Origin of the sequence: Flavobacterium sp. AG291 (assembly GCF_003350375.1) — a bacterium.
GTDB lineage: Bacteria > Bacteroidota > Bacteroidia > Flavobacteriales > Flavobacteriaceae > Flavobacterium > Flavobacterium suzhouense.
Window position 1 is genome coordinate 297633 of record NZ_QQAR01000003.1, and the last position, 16998, is coordinate 314630.

The 16998-nt window shown below is 38.6% G+C and carries 17 protein-coding genes; 12 read left to right on the forward strand and 5 right to left on the reverse strand.

The features are described 5' to 3' along the window. Window positions 1-49: 49 nt before the first annotated feature. On the reverse strand, window positions 50-1630 hold the full coding sequence (locus tag DEU42_RS05445) for a murein L,D-transpeptidase (RefSeq protein WP_114757272.1): 1581 nt from the start codon (window positions 1628-1630) through the stop codon (window positions 50-52). A 193-nt stretch (window positions 1631-1823) separates the two neighbouring features. Here DEU42_RS05445 and DEU42_RS05450 point away from each other — a divergent pair, with 193 nt between their 5' ends. Beyond that, window positions 1824-3236, forward strand: coding sequence for an MBL fold metallo-hydrolase (locus tag DEU42_RS05450; protein ID WP_114757273.1), 1413 nt, complete (start codon window positions 1824-1826; stop codon window positions 3234-3236). Window positions 3237-3322: 86 nt separating this feature from the next. Further along, the gene (trxA, locus tag DEU42_RS05455; RefSeq protein ID WP_114757274.1) at window positions 3323-3625 is read left to right on the forward strand and encodes a thioredoxin; all 303 of its coding nucleotides are present in this window, start codon (window positions 3323-3325) and stop codon (window positions 3623-3625) included. A gap of 83 nt (window positions 3626-3708) precedes the next feature. Here the strand turns inward: trxA and DEU42_RS05460 are convergent, their stop codons facing one another. Beyond that, a complete protein-coding gene (locus tag DEU42_RS05460) occupies window positions 3709-4773 on the reverse strand; it encodes an agmatine/peptidylarginine deiminase (protein ID WP_114757275.1) in 1065 nt (354 codons plus the stop codon). 86 nt (window positions 4774-4859) lie between these two features. After that, window positions 4860-5735 carry a carbon-nitrogen hydrolase gene (locus DEU42_RS05465; protein ID WP_114757276.1) on the reverse strand — a complete coding sequence of 292 codons (876 nt, stop codon included), beginning with the start codon at window positions 5733-5735 and terminating at the stop codon, window positions 4860-4862. A gap of 281 nt (window positions 5736-6016) precedes the next feature. Between DEU42_RS05465 and DEU42_RS05470 the strand changes: the two genes are divergently transcribed. From DEU42_RS05470 to DEU42_RS05485, 4 genes are read left to right on the forward strand one after another with little or no spacing between them, the layout of a single operon-like run. After that, on the forward strand, window positions 6017-6706 hold the full coding sequence (locus DEU42_RS05470) for a hypothetical protein (RefSeq protein ID WP_147278065.1): 690 nt from the start codon (window positions 6017-6019) through the stop codon (window positions 6704-6706). Between the two features lie 12 nt (window positions 6707-6718). Next, window positions 6719-7345: a hypothetical protein gene (locus DEU42_RS05475; RefSeq protein WP_114757278.1), complete on the forward strand. Its 627-nt coding sequence runs from the start codon at window positions 6719-6721 to the stop codon at window positions 7343-7345. After that, window positions 7338-8108 (forward strand): sensor histidine kinase, encoded by a 771-nt coding sequence (locus DEU42_RS05480; RefSeq protein WP_114757279.1) that lies wholly within the window; start codon window positions 7338-7340, stop codon window positions 8106-8108. The genes DEU42_RS05475 and DEU42_RS05480 overlap by 8 nt, the downstream gene beginning before the upstream one ends. Window positions 8109-8112: 4 nt before the next feature. Then, window positions 8113-8778 (forward strand): response regulator transcription factor, encoded by a 666-nt coding sequence (locus tag DEU42_RS05485; protein WP_114757280.1) that lies wholly within the window; start codon window positions 8113-8115, stop codon window positions 8776-8778. A 2-nt stretch (window positions 8779-8780) separates the two neighbouring features. Here the strand turns inward: DEU42_RS05485 and trhA are convergent, their stop codons facing one another. Next, window positions 8781-9416: a PAQR family membrane homeostasis protein TrhA gene (gene trhA / locus DEU42_RS05490; RefSeq protein WP_114757281.1), complete on the reverse strand. Its 636-nt coding sequence runs from the start codon at window positions 9414-9416 to the stop codon at window positions 8781-8783. A 157-nt stretch (window positions 9417-9573) separates the two neighbouring features. Here trhA and DEU42_RS05495 point away from each other — a divergent pair, with 157 nt between their 5' ends. The 4 genes from DEU42_RS05495 to DEU42_RS05510 are packed head-to-tail and all read left to right on the forward strand — an operon-like array spanning window position 9574 to window position 13791. Further along, window positions 9574-10776 (forward strand): glycoside hydrolase family 88 protein, encoded by a 1203-nt coding sequence (locus DEU42_RS05495; protein WP_114757282.1) that lies wholly within the window; start codon window positions 9574-9576, stop codon window positions 10774-10776. Further along, entirely contained in the window at window positions 10776-11675 is a 900-nt protein-coding gene (locus DEU42_RS05500; protein ID WP_233506624.1) for an aldo/keto reductase, read from the forward strand. Before DEU42_RS05495 ends, DEU42_RS05500 begins: the two co-directional genes overlap by 1 nt. 26 nt (window positions 11676-11701) lie before the next feature. Continuing rightward, window positions 11702-13303, forward strand: coding sequence for a Na+/H+ antiporter (locus DEU42_RS05505; protein WP_114757284.1), 1602 nt, complete (start codon window positions 11702-11704; stop codon window positions 13301-13303). 20 nt (window positions 13304-13323) lie between these two features. Further along, a complete protein-coding gene (locus DEU42_RS05510; protein WP_114757285.1) occupies window positions 13324-13791 on the forward strand; it encodes a hypothetical protein in 468 nt (155 codons plus the stop codon). Here the strand turns inward: DEU42_RS05510 and DEU42_RS05515 are convergent. After that, window positions 13788-14216 carry a DoxX family protein gene (locus DEU42_RS05515; RefSeq protein ID WP_114757286.1) on the reverse strand — a complete coding sequence of 143 codons (429 nt, stop codon included), beginning with the start codon at window positions 14214-14216 and terminating at the stop codon, window positions 13788-13790. The genes DEU42_RS05510 and DEU42_RS05515 overlap by 4 nt on opposite strands. Window positions 14217-14374: 158 nt before the next feature. Here DEU42_RS05515 and DEU42_RS05520 point away from each other — a divergent pair, with 158 nt between their 5' ends. Both DEU42_RS05520 and DEU42_RS05525 read left to right on the forward strand, forming a co-directional pair. After that, window positions 14375-15493: a vWA domain-containing protein gene (locus tag DEU42_RS05520; protein ID WP_114757287.1), complete on the forward strand. Its 1119-nt coding sequence runs from the start codon at window positions 14375-14377 to the stop codon at window positions 15491-15493. A 15-nt stretch (window positions 15494-15508) separates the two neighbouring features. Continuing rightward, window positions 15509-16975 carry a sigma 54-interacting transcriptional regulator gene (locus tag DEU42_RS05525; RefSeq protein ID WP_114757288.1) on the forward strand — a complete coding sequence of 489 codons (1467 nt, stop codon included), beginning with the start codon at window positions 15509-15511 and terminating at the stop codon, window positions 16973-16975. Window positions 16976-16998: the final 23 nt, after the last annotated feature.

The following is a 16998-nucleotide window of genomic DNA, read 5'->3' on the forward strand; positions in this document are numbered from 1 at the left end:
AATTCGGGCTGAATCTTAAATCTTTCATTTTTTAAATTTTCAATATGGATTATTTCGCGGCATACAGCAATCCTGCTAATCTCTCATCTCGTTTATAGATGTCTTCAAAGAACGCTACATTACCGTTCTCATCTGCCCAGGCGGTAAAGTAAGCAATGTATACCGGTATTTTCTTTTTAAGTACATAAGTACTTTCTTTAGAAGCATTCATTTTAGCGTCTACCTGAGCTTCGGTCCAGTTGCCGTCTTCTTTGGTAATCATTACAGCAAGTTCACGGGCTTTTTCTACACGCACACAACCATGACTGAATGCCCTGTCATCCTGATTGAAAAGGCTCTTGGCAGGAGTATCGTGCAGGTAGATATTATTACTGTTTGGGAACATGAATTTTACTTTACCTAAGGAATTTTGTCCTCCAGGTTTTTGACGTACACGTCCCTGATACCATTCCATATTATGTTTAGCCAGGTAGTTAGGATCTTTAGCAATACCGGGTTTAATCTCTTTGTTTAATATACTGGTTGGGACATTCCAGTAAGGAGCAAAATTAAGGTAGCTCATCATACCGCTAAATACTACTGTTTTATTCAGTTCTTTACCTACAACAACCTTTGATGTAAATACAGGTTTTCCTTTTTTGAAATATACTAGTCGGTATGATGGTATGTTTACGGCAATAACTTCAGGTGCTTTGTCCATATCGGGAGATATCCATCGACAACGCTCCATATTTATAGATATGGTTTTTATAAGCTGGTTTAAAGGAACATTCATTTCCCGTACTATGGCAGGGCCAATTTTTCCGTCGAAAACACGGTTGTGTTTATCTTCATACGCTTTTAGTCCTTCGTATAATTCACTGTCGTAAACAGCTTTTCCATTGTCGTTTTTCATGTAGCCTTCCAGTGTAAGGCGTTTGCGTATTTGTACCACTGCCGCAGCAGAATCTCCCTGTTTAAGTGATTTTACTCCCTCATCTAGAGCGATAGTACCCCAGCTTCCTTTTTTCTCTATTTCACGGTATTTTTTAAGTCCTTTGCGAAGGCTGTAGTACTGGCTTAATAGTTCAGATTCGTCCTGTTTTATTAGTTTAGGATCGAGCATGAGGCTATCCAGATAAGCTACATAATCTACCTTTTGTCTTGGCAGATACCAGCCAACTTCCTGTCTTTTATCCGTATCGAGACCTTCAAGCACATTTTTAGCATAGTAAAAATACATAGAGCTTATAAGCAGTTCGCTATCCGTATCCGGTTTGCTTTGCGGATTATCGAATATAGCATTCAACTCTTCTTTATAAGGGATTTTTAATTCAAGCCCTTCATTATCGAGCTGGTTTACCCTGTTATGTATTACATCGGCAAACTCAATAAGTCCTCCTTTATCCTGCCATACATAATGATGGTGTTTTGAATATAACTGCCTTACTTCTTTCTCAAACTGTTTAAAGTCGGGATGTTTTTGAAAAAAAGCAGCAAATTTTGTTGTGTCTAATGGTATCGTAGGATCTTCATGGTCATGCACTTCGGTATTGTCTGACACATCATCTCCATCTTTTTTCTTGTTACAGGAAAAAGTAAGGAATGTAACTCCTAAGATTACGGCTAAGATTGAATTCACTTTTTTCATGGCGTTTTATGTTTAGAATAAAAGTAAGAAATATTTTGTTATAAAAAAGAGGCTGCAAAGGGCTTTCGGTAGGTTTAACTAACAATTGTGATAAACCCTTAAGAGATTACAAAATGATTTTCAGGAACCTGACATTTATCATAAAACATGTCTTTCAAGGTTGGTAATTTTACTCTGTTAAATCTAATTAACTATGAAAATAGAACAGATATATACAGGATGTCTTTCACATGCGGCCTATTATGTAGTGAGTAATGGTGAAGCTGCAATTTTTGATCCCCTGAGAGAAGTACAGCCTTATCTTGACAGGGCAGAAGATGATAATGCGGTTATAAAATATGTTTTCGAAACGCATTTTCATGCAGATTTTGTTAGCGGTCATCTTGACCTTAAAGCAAAGACAGGTGCTCAGATTGTTTTTGGTCCTAATGCCAAACCTTCCTATGATGCATTGATTGCAAAAGACGGACAGGAATTTAAGCTTGGCAAGTGTATCATTAAAGCACTTCATACTCCGGGGCACACTATGGAAAGCACCACTTATCTTCTGATTGATGAAAACGGGAATGAGCACGGTATAATAACCGGAGACACTCTTTTTATTGGTGACGTTGGTCGTCCGGATCTTGCTCAGCATATAGTTGCTGAACTGACTCAGGATAAACTGGCAAGGCATTTATACCATTCTTTAAGGGAAAAAATAATGCCATTATCTGATGCGCTAATTGTATATCCTAATCATGGGGCAGGGAGTGCCTGTGGAAAAATGATGAGTAAAGAAACTACAGATACCCTTGGCAATCAGAAAAAAACAAATTATGCTTTGCGAAGTGACATGACCGAAGATGAATTTGTAAAAGAACTGCTGAATGGTCTTGCTATACCGCCGGCTTATTTTCCTAAAAATGTATTACTTAACATACAGGGGCCTGATAGCCTTGATGCCGTTTTAACGAAAGCTAAAAATGGATTATCTCCTGATGAATTTGAAGAAATTGCCAACAGCACCGGTGCTTTGATACTCGATACCAGGGAAGCATCAGTATTTGCTAAAGGTTTTATTCCTTTTAGTATAAATATAGGACTGCAGGGCAGTTTTGCGACGTGGGTTGGAGAAATTGTAACCGATATTAATCAAAAGATCTTACTAATTACCGATGAAGGCAAAGAAGAGGAAGCGATGATACGGCTTTCGAGAGTGGGGTATGATAATACCATAGGTTATCTGAAAGGCGGATTTGATGCCTGGCAACAGTCAGGTAAAAAAGTTAATACCATAAAAAGGATTTCCGCAGAAGATTTTGGAAGGTACTATGCCGGATCACCTTATGTGATAGATGTCAGGAAAAAAAGCGAATTCGATACCCAGCATATAGTAGGAGCGGTGAACATACCATTAAATACGCTATATCATCATTTGGCAAAAATCTCGTTTTATATGCCTTTTGTCATTTACTGTGCAGGTGGTTACAGTAGTATGATCGCTGCCTCTATTCTAGATGGTTTAGGGTACAAAAACTTTATGGATGTTGAAGGAGGATTTTCTGAACTAACCAAAACAAAAGTTCCCGTTACCGAATACTTGTGTCCAACGACTTTATTATAACTAATTATTAACGTAGTGCTGGCCCTGCAGTCTTAGGATGAGCGGGGCTTTTTTTGTATTTTTGAGTTACACTAAAGTTTATTGATATGGAAAGCTTCAATGCACTTATAAATAGCCCTGAACCTGTACTTGTCGATTTTTTTGCTACCTGGTGCGGACCTTGCCAAATGCTGGCGCCTATACTTAAAGAAGTAAAAGATACCCTTGGCGACCGTATTAAGATAATAAAGGTAGATGTTGATAAAAATCAGGCATTAATGGCTAACCCACAATTTCAGGTAAAAGGCGTGCCTACGCTAATGCTGTTCAAAAATGGTAAAATGTTGTGGAGGCAGAGTGGGGTAGTGCCTAAGGAAGAATTGATAAGAACTATTAATAGTTTTCAATAAAAGTTTTCAGTCGCAGTCTCAGCTTTCAGTAATTCACTCTAAGTGAAGCTTACTGCCTACTGAGACTGCTAACTGAGTACTTTCTAAACAGGTTCCTGCTGGCTTAGGCAATGGAAACTGCCCAGTCCCCAGATAAGGTCTGTAGAATCTATGCCGATAACCTCACGGTCTTTAAAGCATGATTGTATAATATCTAAAGCTTTGGTATCGTTTACGCTGTCCTGGAAGGTAGGAACGATAATGCTCTTATTAGCTATGTAAAAGTTAGCATACGATGCCGGTAATCTTTGGTCTTCATAAATAACCGGTTTAGGCATAGGAAGCTCAATCACGTTAAGCTGCTTGCCATCCTGAAGGCGCATTTTGTGAAGACTGTGAAGGTTTTCCTGAAGTAGTTCATAGTTGTCGTCGTTTTTGTTTTCCTCAACAACAGTTACCACTGTATCTTCATTTACAAAACGGGTAATATCATCAATGTGTCCATCAGTATCATCACCTACGATACCATCGCCTAACCAAAGGATATGGTTAACACCATAATACTCCGAAAGGTATTCTTCAATTTGCTTTTGGTTCAGGTGTGGGTTACGGTTTTCGTTAAGCAAACAGGCAGTAGTAGTCATAAGTGTACCCTTACCGTTAAACTCAACGCTTCCGCCTTCCATCACGATACCCGGATGAAACACCTTTAAACCTAATGCTTCACCAATGCGTGTTGGGATAACATCATCAAGGTCGTATGGAGGATATTTATCGCCCCATGCGTTATAACCCCAGTCAACAATAGCTTTTTCACCCGTTTGTTTGTTTACCACAAAAGCAGGACCGTGGTCACGACACCATGCATCGTTGGTAGGGTGCAGGTAAAAGCTTATTTCATTTAGCCTTGCTCCAGGAACCGTAGGTGCAAATTTTTCAATCTCTGTCAGCGCAAACTGTTGCATTGCTGCATCGGCAACATTAATGCATACTTTTTGGTGACGCGATACCTGAAGGATAAACTCGCAGTATGGTTTATAGATTGTATGTAGCTTACCCGGCCATGAAGCCTCTTTATGAGGCCATGAAAGCCATAGCGCGCGTTGTTCAGCAAACTCTGCCGGAAAAGAAAAACCCAGCTGTTTGGGAGTTGGTGTATTAAAAGTCATCAATGTCAGTAGTTATAAATATCCGTAAACAATTATTCAGGAGCCGGGAGAATCCGAAACCCGAAACTCAGAACCCGAAACGGGTTCTATTCCCCGTCCAGGTAACGTTTTGTTATTGGCTGATAGCTGTCAATTCTTCTGTCACGAAGGAAAGGCCAGTGTGTACGGTAATGATCTGTTTTTTTAGTATCGATTTCTACTACAGTAGTTTCTTCGTTTTCATGAGAACCTAGATACATTAGTTTACCCTGAGGGTTTGCAACAAAACTACCTCCCCAGAATTTCATGGCACCATCCTGTTCAAAACCTACACGGTTTACGCTTACAACGTGTACGCCATTGGCAACTGCATGCGAACGCTGAATGATCTGCCATGCATCGTACTGTTCTTTGTTAGTGTCTTCGTCCTGGTCTGTAGCCCAACCGATAGCAGTAGGGTAGAACATGATCTCTGCACCCATAAGTGCCGTAATACGGCTGGCTTCCGGATACCACTGATCCCAACAGATAAGGATTCCGATCTTAGCATATTTAGTCTGGAATACTTTATAGCCCAGGTCGCCCGGGGTAAAGTAGAATTTCTCATAAAATGCCGGATCGTCCGGAATGTGCATTTTACGGTATTTACCAAGGTAAGTACCATCGGCATCGATAACAGCGGTTGTGTTGTGGTATAGGCCTTCTGCACGTTTCTCGAACAGAGAAGCAATAATAACAACATTAAGCTCCTTAGCAATTGGACTAAGCGCCTCAGTGCTTGGACCCGGAATAGCTTCGGCAAGCTTAAAGTTCTCATAATCCTCTACATCACAAAAATACAGTGAAGTGAACAGCTCCTGAAGGCAAACGATCTGTGCGCCATCGGCAGCAGCTTTGCGTATTTCCCTTATGGCTTTATCAATATTAGGCTGCTTGTCTTTAACGCAGCTCATCTGTACTAATCCTACTTTTACTTTACTCATGGCATTACATAAAAATTGAGGTGCAAATTTACGTAAAAAGTTTGGTTTTTTAAGGATGCAGCTGTTAGGGTTAGGTTAAAGTGATTTTTGTTGCGATTTTACTTTTTGTTAATGATATATAGGTTTAAATGTTAAAATTATTAAGAAAAATTTTATATTTTAGCTAATGTGTGTTTAAGGGTTAAAATCTTAATCAAATAGGGTTTTACCTAGTTAGGAAGGATGTATAATTACCAAATTTGAAAAACCAAAAAAGAAGTAACCAATTTAAACTTTATTATATGAAACGAATTTTATTTATCATGTTTTTAATTACTCTTGTTAGCTGTAAAAAAGATCATAAACAACAAGAATCCGTTACTGCCGAAGAACATAGTAATAAAAATGAAATGTTAAAAGATGAAGTTTTGAAATATGATTCAAAACGTTTAAGCAAGTTTTTGCAATGTGTTTCTAATGATCAGATATATAATACATATATTGGATTACCCTTGAGAGAAAGGGCTAGATGGATTGATCAGAACGGAATTAAAATTTGCGAAAATCAGGCTTACACTTGTATATATGAGATACATGAGGTTTTAGATGTTGATGAATTTAATCGTTGGGTACGTACACATCCTGAAAACAATGAGGAAATAAAGTATTACGAAAAAGATTGGGATGTAATTAAGAAGTTTACTAGTGATATTTCATGTTATGAGTACTATGTTGGATTTACTTTTAATGGAAATACGATAAATCTTAAGAAACTTAAATACTCTTATGACGAAACCTGCTATTCCAAACCTTTTTTTGAATCTCTTAGTAAGTTTTTAAAGAGTGGAGATCAATTGTATTTTACAAAAGCAATGACTCCTGTTATTAAACCATCTGGTCAGGTAACTACAGAAGAAAGAGTCGTTTTTGAGATAAGAAACGGTACACAAATAAGAAGATTTGATATATCACACGATCCTACATTTTTATAAATTTTTGTACTTATGTTTTTAGAATTAATACCATTATATGTTTTAGTTACTCTTTTTGTAGCGTTATCGAAATTGAAATTGAAATACGTTGCAAATAAGTATCTTATGATTATATTACTAATTAATGGTGTTACAGAAATTAGTAGCGCCTTTTTATTATATAGTGGAAATTCTATTTCGTTGATATCGACAATAAATATAATAATCACTACTTGCTTGTGGTTGTTATTAATGGATATGTGGATAAAAAGCAGAATTGTTATTATAATTACAATAATAGCATTTCTGCTTTTTTCAACAATTAATTTATTTTTTATAGAAGGTATATGGATATTTAATAAATATACTTTTATTGTTGGAGCTTTTTTATACCTAATCGTATTTATTGTGAAAAGTTTTAATGAACTCAAACTTGAAAAGTTCTCTGTACTCTTATCTAATTATTATATTTTAGTTCTTTCACCTATTATATATTTTTTTGGTTTTAGTTTTATTTTTGGATTTGGAGATATTCCTTTGGCTAAAGTGAAAGTTTTTGAAGTAAAACTTTATACTATTATTGCATTTTTCGTCAACATCATCTACTACACCCTCATAAATATCTACATTTACAGAGAAAGGAAATTTAAACATGCTTGATAATATTGCTTTTGGTATCGTTATAAGTGTGCTATTTGTTAGTTTGATAGTACTTTTTTGCGTACTTATCATTAAGCTGTATATCCATAAGGTTAAAAGCTACACCAAGCTCATTTATGAGAAAGATCTCAATTTCCAAAAGACGCTTAATGCGACAATTATGGAAACCCAGGAGCAGGTGCTCAATAACATTTCGCAGGATCTGCACGACGATGCAGGGCAGCAGCTTACTTATATCAATTTTGTTGTAGAAAATCTTAAATACGATAACCCTGAACTTAACGAAGCACTTAATCCTTTAAGCCAGTCTATCGGAACGTTGTCTAAGTCGATACGCAGCATTAGCCACTCCCTTAACAGTCAACTATTGGTACAGGAAAGCCTTGTGAAAGCGATAGAGGCCGAGGTGGAGCGTCTTAAAAGCAATACTAAGTTGCAGGTTAACCTTATTTTGAGTGGTAGCCGCAAAAAATCTTTTGAGAGCGATGTAAAGATCGTTATCTACCGTATTTTTCAGGAGGTTATCAATAATGCACTGAAGCATTCCGGTGCATCGGTTGTGGATATCACGTTGAAAACAGAACCTTGCTTTGAACTTACTGTTGCTGATAACGGTAAAGGATTCATACCGGATAGCATTAATGATAGTAAATCAGGTTTAGGGCTTAAAAATATTGTAAAACGTGCCGAAATCATTAACTTTAAGGTCAAACTGGATTCGGCCCCCGGTGAGGGAACACATATAATCATTTCTGAAAAATAAGCCTATGGACAAAATTACTATTGGTATTGTTGACGATCATAAAATTGTAAGGCAGGGCCTCAGGGAACTCCTCGAGAAAATAAGCAATTATAAGGTTGTTGCCGAATTTGAAAACGGAAACGATTTTTTGAATGCTTTGCCTATTGAAGATAAACCTAATCTTTTCATCATAGACTATTCTATGCCCGGACTGAATGGTGTAGAGGTGCTAAAAGCGCTGGAAGAAAAAGATGAGGAATATAAGGTACTCTTGCTTACCCAACATTTTGATGAACAGATTATTGATGCTGCTTATCATCATGGGGCAAGAGGGTTTTTACATAAAAACTGTACTGCTCAGGACTTGAAATTCGCAATAGATAATATTGCAACTGTTGGTTACAACAATGTGGTTGAGATCCTTAAGCGTGTCAGGAAATATGATCCTTTTGCTAATGCTGAGCCTAAGAGTGGGATAAAGCTTACCGAGAGGGAGTATGATTTCCTGAGATTGGTTTGCGATGAAAAAGAGTATACCTACGAGCAAATGGCCGATATAATGAGTGTATCTGTAAAATCAATCGAGGCTTATCGTACTGCGCTTTTTGAAAAATACAACATTAAGTCTAAAGTAGGACTGGTGCTGTTTTCATATAAGCACAAACTTACTCCGCCATTTGCAGAGAAATAGTATTAAGGGATAAGATAAAAGAAGATCCCGAAGAAGTGCAGGGCACTGCCTCCCAATACAAACAAATGCCAGATGGTATGGTTGTAGGGAATCTTTTCTTTTGCAAAAAAGTAAATCCCTATAGTATAACACAGTCCGCCTCCCAGTAAGTAATAAAGAGCACCTGCTGCTACATTTTCTATCAACGGTTTTATGGCTATAATTATAAGCCATCCCATTAATGCATAAAGAATGAGTGATAGTTTTTCAGATTTTCGCAATGGCGAAAACTTAAAGATGAATCCGGCAATAGCAAATGCCCATATAAACCCAAAGATGCACCATCCCCATATACCTTTCAGTCCTAACAGGGCTACAGGTGTATAGGTTCCGGCAATGAGTATGTATATACATAAATGGTCGATACGCTGAAAGATGCGTTTCCATTTTAGTTTATGCATGGCATGATATATCGTAGAAGCCGAATATAAAAGCACCAGGCTGATGCCAAATACAAGGGCAGCGGCAAGATCTGTTTTTGTACCTCTGAAAGCAGCAAATCCCGCCAGTAGTATCAGGGCAGCTACAGATAGTAAAGCACCGGCCCCGTGGGTGATAACGTTCCAGAATTCTTCCTGCTTTCTATTCTTTTTTGACATGGCTAAGTAATAATACTACAAAGGTAATCGTTCGCTTTTTTACCTGTAGTATTCAACTGCTAATATTTTGTTATAATCTAATGGCAAAAAGTATAGCTGTAGAAATTAATGTTTTATATTTTTGGGTATTAATCAATCACAGCACCAATTAGTATCCATGAAAATACGCTTACTGTTTTTAAGTTTCCTATTCATAACAACACTTTTTGTAAATGCACAGACTCTTAAAAAAGATATTGTAAGGCTCGACCTGAAAACACAGCTTGAATATTGTAAAGTACATACGTTAAATACACTTACAGCGCTTCCTAATGACGGGAAGTCGTTGCCACGAAGCATTCCGGCTAAAAGCAAAGAGTGGAACTATGTTGATTATAAGGACTGGACTAGCGGTTTCTGGCCGGGTCAGTTATGGTACGTTTATGAAACCAGTCATGATAAAAAGATATTGGCTGCTGCCGAAAAATATACAAACTATTTACTGCCGTTAACCAACACTAAAGCTGCCGACCACGATTTAGGGTTTCAGGTGTTTAATAGTTTTGGTAATGCCTATCAGCTAACGGGTAAAAAGGAATATAAAGAAGCTGTACTCAGGGCTGCCGATACGCTTGCCACATTATTCAATACGAAGGTTGGTACAATACAATCGTGGCCTCATGCCAGGTATGGCGGTCATAATACCATTATAGATAATATGATGAACCTTGAAATGTTATTTTGGGCATCAAAACACGGAGGTAACAAAAAGCTATATGATATTGCTGTAAAACATGCCGAAACTACCATGCAAAATCATTTCAGGCCTGACTATTCCGCATACCATGTTGTGGTGTATGATACTGAAACAGGTCAAAAAATAAAAGGAGTTACAGCACAGGGATTGTCCGACGATAGTATGTGGGCGAGGGGACAGGCATGGGCTATTTATGGTTTTACAATGGTATATAGGGAAACTGGCGACCGTAAATTCCGTGATTTTGCTCATAAGCTGGCAAGGGTTTATCTCGACAGGCTTCCAAAAGATATGATTCCTTATTGGGATTTTAATGATACAGATCTACAGGCACCAAGGGATGCTTCAGCAGCGGCTATTACGGCTTCGGCATTACTGGAACTGGCTACTTTTACCAAGGACAGTAAGTTGAAAAGGGAATATGAAGAAAAGGCCATGAAAATGATAACGGAGTTAACTAACCATTATCAGAGCCGCTATGAGAACAATGCATTGTTGTTACATTCTACAGGGCATAAACCTGCCGGGAGTGAAATAGATTGTTCGATAATCTATGCTGATTATTACTATATGGAATGCCTGGCAAGGCTTGAAAAATTAATGTGGGTTAAGCGATTTTTTTAATGATGAGGTACAATACAATTCATAAAACAGGATTTAAGGTTAGCGAGATAAGCTTTGGCTGTATGTCGCTTAAAAGCGAAGGAAAAGATAACGATGTTATAATCAATAAGGCTATTGACGGAGGTATTAATCTTTTTGATACTGCCGACCTGTATGAGAAAGGAGAGAACGAAAGGCTTTTAGGAAATGCTCTTAAAGCAAAGCGTAAAGATGTTTTTATCTCTACTAAAGTAGGTAATCAGTGGAGGAAAGATGGCAGCGGCTGGGACTGGAATCCGCGTAAGGAATACATTCTGAACGCTGTGGATGATAGCCTGAAAAGATTACAAACGGATTATATCGATCTATACCTGTTGCATGGGGGTACAATGGATGATCCTATGGATGAATCCATCGAAGCTTTTGAACGTTTGGTTGATATGGGTAAAATTAGAAGTTATGGCTTGTCGTCCATACGCTCGAATGTAATTAGAGAATTTGTAAAAAGGTCAAACATTGCTGCTGTAATGACTCAATACAGTTACCTTGACCGCAGGCCCGAAGAAGAAACATTAAACCTGCTGTTTAATAACAATATTGGTGTTTTAGCCCGTGGCAGTATGGCTTCAGGTTTGCTGGTCGATAAACCGGCTTCGGATTATCTTAATCTTAAAGCTCCTGAGGTAGAAAAAATAGTAAATGAACTGAAACATAATCTTCCGGAAGGCAGAACGTTACAGGAAACAGTTATGCGATATGTCAACGGTCATTCGGCAGTAACAACAGCTGTTGCGGGTATTCGTACACTAAAACAGCTTGAAGATGCTATTAATACGGCCAATACCTTACCTTTAATGGAAGAAGAACGTCAGCATTTACAGGCTTTATGGACAGGTAATACCTATTCTGAACACCGATAATAATAAAAAGAAAGTCAGCTTCCAGTATGGAAAACGTAACTATTATAATAATGATGTTGTTTGGTATTGCATTTTTAGGCATACTGAGCAATAAATACCATTTTCCTTTTCCGATAGTATTAGTGCTATGCGGAATTATAATTAGTATAGTTCCCGGACTTCCGGTAATTGCGTTGAGTCCCGAAATTGTATTTGTAATATTCTTACCGCCATTGTTATACCATGCCTCCTGGCATACAAGCTGGCATGACTTTAAGGGAGCTATCCGCCCTATAAGCCTTGCGGCCATTGGTTTGGTATTCTTTACTACATTGGCTGTAGCTGTAGTAGCACATGAACTGATAGATGATATCAGTTGGCCAATAGCCTTTCTGATAGGTGCTATTGTTTCGCCTCCGGATGCTGTAGCAGCTACCTCAATTACAAAAGGATTAGGACTTAATCCCAGATTGCTCACCATACTTGATGGGGAAAGTCTTGTAAACGATGCAAGTGGCCTTGTGGCTTACAAATATGCACTTGCAGCCGTTGCAGCAGGTAATTTTGTACTATGGGAAGCCGGTATTAACTTCCTTGTGGTGGCTGGTGCCGGTGTTGCGATTGGTCTGGCATTAGGGTATGCAATGTATCTTGTTCATAAAAAGTTTGTTTGTGATCCGATCATAGAAGTAACGTTTACCTTCCTGACACCATTTGCATCCTATCTTATTGCGGAACATTTCCATTATTCAGGGGTGCTTGCGGTGGTGTCAACAGGCTTATATTTGTCTTACAGGGCGGGGGAGATATTCTCTCATCAGAGCCGAATTATGGCAGTTACCGTTTGGGATGTGGTAGCCTATATTCTTAACGGATTGATATTTATCCTTATCGGACTCCAGTTACGCCAGATCATGGATGGTATAGGTGAATATTCTATGACATCATTATTGTTATGGGGTGGCGCAATAAGCTTTGTGGTTATTATAGTACGTTTTTTATGGGTAATACCTGCAGCTATGCTACCGCGCATTTTGAGTAAAAGAATACGAGATAATGAAGAATTCGACAGCCGTAATCTGGTGGTATTCGGATGGGCAGGTATGCGTGGCGTGGTATCTATGGCTGCGGCGCTTGCTATACCGTTGACATTTAAGAATGGCGATCCTTTTCCCCATCGTAGTCTTATCATTTATCTTGTGTTTTGTGTTATTGTATCAACATTGGTGCTATTAGGCTTAACGTTACCCTGGGTTATTAAGAAACTAAAAATTGAGCCTTATTCTATGTATGCGGAAGAATATGAAGTGCGTAATAACATTGTATCTCATGCTATTACTCATATAGAAGACAATTATTCGCTATTGCAGGATGAATTGCTTAATAACATTAAGAGCAAGTATGAAGTAAAATATAACCGACTGCAAAAGACGGAACTTCCGGCACATTTCTTTGGTAACGGAGAAATTTTGGCAACCAATATTTTTAACGAATACACCCAACTACAGATAGACGTGCTGAATGTAGAACGCAAAAAGATTGACGAACTTCATAGACAAGGTAAGGCCAGTGAAGAGATACTTCGCAAGATTGAGCGCGAGCTCGACCTTGAAGAAACAAGGCTCAATATGGATATGTATGAGGGGTAAGAATATAAAAGAGTAAGACTATGGTAATAGAATATCTAAAGGAATTACAGAAGAATCCTTATAGATATGGAAAGACACATTTAAATAATGAGCCTATTCCTGAATCAGAAATTATACACCTTGAACAATTATACAATCAGGGGAAAACTTTTCCAAAAGCATTGCGAGAATTATTGTTTTTAGCAGGGAATTATTGCTACGTCCTGGATTATGGAGTTAATGAATCTCAGGAAGAATTGCAGGAATATGTTCGTGAGAAACTTGAGTTTCGAAACAAAGTAATTTCAAGACCGTTTTTTGTTATTGATGTATATAATGTAGGGACTCAATGCTTATTTATTTACTTGGACGAAGGTGACGACCCTCCAGTGTATGAAGGGTTTTATAGTGATAAAACATCTGAATGGATTCGTTTAATTTCATATAGTCTTTCTAAATATATTGATACTCTTTTGGTAGAGGTAAAAGAAGGTAAAAATCCTTTTTAATTATTTAACCTCTCATCCAAACTCCACTTATAATTCTCTACAGCCGAAAGCAAAAATGCCGCAGCACTGCATACAAATACCGAATAATTAAAAGGTGCCCTGTAGCCGGCAAAGAACAGCATGCTTAAGGCAAACAGGAGCGTTAGTACTCCGCTGCCTATGGCTGCGTATCTTGTTTTATAGCCAATGATAAGCATAATGCCGAAAACAACTTCGGCTACGGAAGCGATACCACCCAGTATATTGGCTATGCTTCTGCTGAGGTAGGGCATAAGGGAATGGGTATAATCTACAAAATTGCTCCAGTTGCCCCAGCCAACATTAGGGGATCCGGGAAGGCCGAGCATTCCTAAGCGATCCATAACGGGAAGAATAAAACCGATACCCAGTGCCAGGCGCAAATAAAGCTGAAATGTATTTTTCATAATGGAGAGTTTGATTGTTATGATACAAAGTTGAGGTTAAGTTATATCAAAAAACTTAATCAGGATTAAGAAATGACATAATCAATTGGTCATTTTTAACTAAAATTTCTCTGCATGTTTTGCTGAGCCAAATCAATTATGTAATAATTTTATAGGCTATGGAAACAAATAACAAAAAAGGCTTCATATTCAGGCAATATGAAGCTCCCTATGTGTCTCCGTTTGACAAACTCTTCGAGATATTTACCGAACTCATTACCTATACTTCGGGCGACCTTGACGAAGCCCTGGACTGGCTGCGACAGCTGGATATAGAATATAAGCTTACCGACGAAAACTATACCATAGACGATTTTATTGAAGACCTTAAAAAGAAAGGCTATATAAAAGATGAGGTTAAGGATGATGGCTCGGGCGGAATGAAGATCACGGCAAAGACGGAGCGATCGATCAGGCAGCAGGCACTAAACCAGATTTTTGGTAACCTGAACAAAAGCGGTTCGGGTAATCATAAAACAAAACATGCCGGCAGCGGCGATGAGCATACCGGCGAATTCAGGGAATACCACTTTGGCGATGGGCTTGACAGGATAGCCCTGACCGAAAGCCTTAAGAATGCACAGGTCAATAATGGGGTGGACAGCTTTATGCTTACCGAGAACGACCTTATTGTTGAAGACTCCCACCATAAAGCCCAAATGAGTACTGTGTTGATGATAGACATTAGCCACAGTATGATACTATATGGCGAAGACCGCATTACTCCCGCCAAGAAAGTAGCTATGGCTTTAGCCGAATTAATTACTACGCGCTATCCTAAAGATACGTTGGATATACTCGTATTTGGCAACGATGCATGGCCCATAGCCATTAAGGATTTGCCGTATTTGCAGGTTGGCCCTTTTCATACCAATACGGTAGCGGGATTGCAGCTGGCTATGGATATGCTGCGCCGTAAGCGTAATACGAATAAACAGATATTCATGATTACTGATGGCAAGCCTAGCTGTGTTAAGGAGAGGGACGGTACTTATTATATGAATAGTAACGGCCTTGATGAATACATTGTAGACCAGTGCTACAATATGGCTGCCCAGGCAAGGAAGCTTCATATACCCATAACCACATTTATGATTGCAAGCGACCCTTATCTGCAACGGTTTGTAAACCACTTTACAGAGGCAAATCAGGGTAAAGCATTTTATACCGGGCTGAAAGGCCTTGGTGAAATGATTTTTGAGGATTATGAGACCAACAGGAAAAAACGAATTAAATAAATTTCATAACGGACGATGAACATACAAAATATAAAAACACTTGGCGATTTAAAAAAAGCCGGATATAAGAGTGTCGGCATTAAAGATGAATTAAGAAATAACCTAAGAACCAAAATAAGCAAAGGCGAAACTGTTTTTGAAGGGGTGTGGGGTTTTGAAAATACCGTAATTCCGGAACTGGAGCGTGCAATTTTGTCCCGTCATAACATTAACCTGTTAGGACTCCGTGGACAGGCGAAGACCCGACTGGCAAGGCTTATGGTAAACCTGCTGGATGAATACATTCCGTTTGTGCAAGGTTCTGAAATTAATGATGACCCTTTAAATCCAATTTCGCGATTTGCCAAATCACTTATTGAAGAAAAAGGTGATGACACCCCAATAAGCTGGCTACACAGAAGCGAACGTTTTTATGAAAAACTGGCAACACCGGATGTTACGGTTGCCGACCTGATAGGCGACATAGATCCTATTAAGGCGGCTAATCTTAAATTATCTTATGCTGATGACCGTGTTATCCATTTTGGTATGATACCGCGTGCCAACCGCTGCATTTTTGTAATTAATGAGCTGCCCGATCTTCAGGCAAGGATACAGGTGGCATTATTCAATATTTTACAGGAAGGCGATATTCAGATTCGTGGATTTAAAGTGCGTATGAATCTTGATCTGCAATTTATATTTACAGCTAATCCTGAAGATTACACCAACAGGGGAAGCATAGTAACGCCGCTTAAAGACCGTATCGGTTCTCAGATATTGACACACTATCCGGAAACGGTTAAGATAGCAAGGACAATCACCGAGCAGGAGGCAAATCTGGACGGACGCCAGAGTGAGTTCATACACGTACCTTCATTAGCGAAAGACCTGTTAGAGCAGATTAGCTTTGAAGCACGCGAAAGCGAATTTATCGACTATAAAAGTGGAGTGAGCGCAAGGATGAGTATTACTGCATTTGAAAACCTGCTTAGTACTGCCGAGAGAAGAGCATTGCGTTCGGGTGATGATAAGACAACGGTGAGGTTATCTGATTTTATGGGGGTAATTCCGGCAATAACCGGGAAAGTAGAGTTGGTATATGAAGGAGAGCAGGAGGGAGCTGCTGTTGTAGCTGAGCATCTGATTAGCGAAGCGGTGAAAACATTATTCCCTGATCTCTTCCCTAAAATAGAGAAGCTTGAAAAACAAAATGAAAAAGGTCCTTACCAGGAAGTGATAGACTGGTTCTTTAACGAGAGTGGTTTTGAACTGCCGGATGATGCATCGGACAAGGAATATAAAAAACTGTTGGATTCTATAGTACCGTTAAAACAGTTGGTGCAAAAATACCAGCCAGATGCTCCTAAAGAAGACCAATACTTTTTAAAAGAATTCATCCTTTGGGGATTATCAGAATTCAAAAAGCTAAGCAAAGATCGTTACACGGAAGGCTATCAGTTTAAAGATCTTTACGGAAGTTATATAAGCAAAAACCTTTAATAGAAAAAAGCCGGCTAGTAGCC

Coding starts and splice junctions, on each gene's coding strand:
- DEU42_RS05445 (WP_114757272.1), bottom strand. CDS start 1,630: ATGAAAAAAGTGAATTCAATCTTAGCCGTAATCTTAGGAGTTACATTC.
- DEU42_RS05480 (WP_114757279.1), top strand. CDS start 7,338: ATGCTTGATAATATTGCTTTTGGTATCGTTATAAGTGTGCTATTTGTT.
- DEU42_RS05450 (WP_114757273.1), top strand. CDS start 1,824: ATGAAAATAGAACAGATATATACAGGATGTCTTTCACATGCGGCCTAT.
- DEU42_RS05460 (WP_114757275.1), bottom strand. CDS start 4,773: ATGACTTTTAATACACCAACTCCCAAACAGCTGGGTTTTTCTTTTCCG.
- trhA (WP_114757281.1), bottom strand. CDS start 9,416: ATGTCAAAAAAGAATAGAAAGCAGGAAGAATTCTGGAACGTTATCACC.
- DEU42_RS05485 (WP_114757280.1), top strand. CDS start 8,113: ATGGACAAAATTACTATTGGTATTGTTGACGATCATAAAATTGTAAGG.
- DEU42_RS05465 (WP_114757276.1), bottom strand. CDS start 5,735: ATGAGTAAAGTAAAAGTAGGATTAGTACAGATGAGCTGCGTTAAAGAC.
- DEU42_RS05505 (WP_114757284.1), top strand. CDS start 11,702: ATGGAAAACGTAACTATTATAATAATGATGTTGTTTGGTATTGCATTT.
- DEU42_RS05500 (WP_233506624.1), top strand. CDS start 10,776: ATGATGAGGTACAATACAATTCATAAAACAGGATTTAAGGTTAGCGAG.
- DEU42_RS05520 (WP_114757287.1), top strand. CDS start 14,375: ATGGAAACAAATAACAAAAAAGGCTTCATATTCAGGCAATATGAAGCT.
- DEU42_RS05525 (WP_114757288.1), top strand. CDS start 15,509: ATGAACATACAAAATATAAAAACACTTGGCGATTTAAAAAAAGCCGGA.
- DEU42_RS05515 (WP_114757286.1), bottom strand. CDS start 14,216: ATGAAAAATACATTTCAGCTTTATTTGCGCCTGGCACTGGGTATCGGT.
- trxA (WP_114757274.1), top strand. CDS start 3,323: ATGGAAAGCTTCAATGCACTTATAAATAGCCCTGAACCTGTACTTGTC.
- DEU42_RS05510 (WP_114757285.1), top strand. CDS start 13,324: ATGGTAATAGAATATCTAAAGGAATTACAGAAGAATCCTTATAGATAT.
- DEU42_RS05495 (WP_114757282.1), top strand. CDS start 9,574: ATGAAAATACGCTTACTGTTTTTAAGTTTCCTATTCATAACAACACTT.
- DEU42_RS05475 (WP_114757278.1), top strand. CDS start 6,719: ATGTTTTTAGAATTAATACCATTATATGTTTTAGTTACTCTTTTTGTA.
- DEU42_RS05470 (WP_147278065.1), top strand. CDS start 6,017: ATGAAACGAATTTTATTTATCATGTTTTTAATTACTCTTGTTAGCTGT.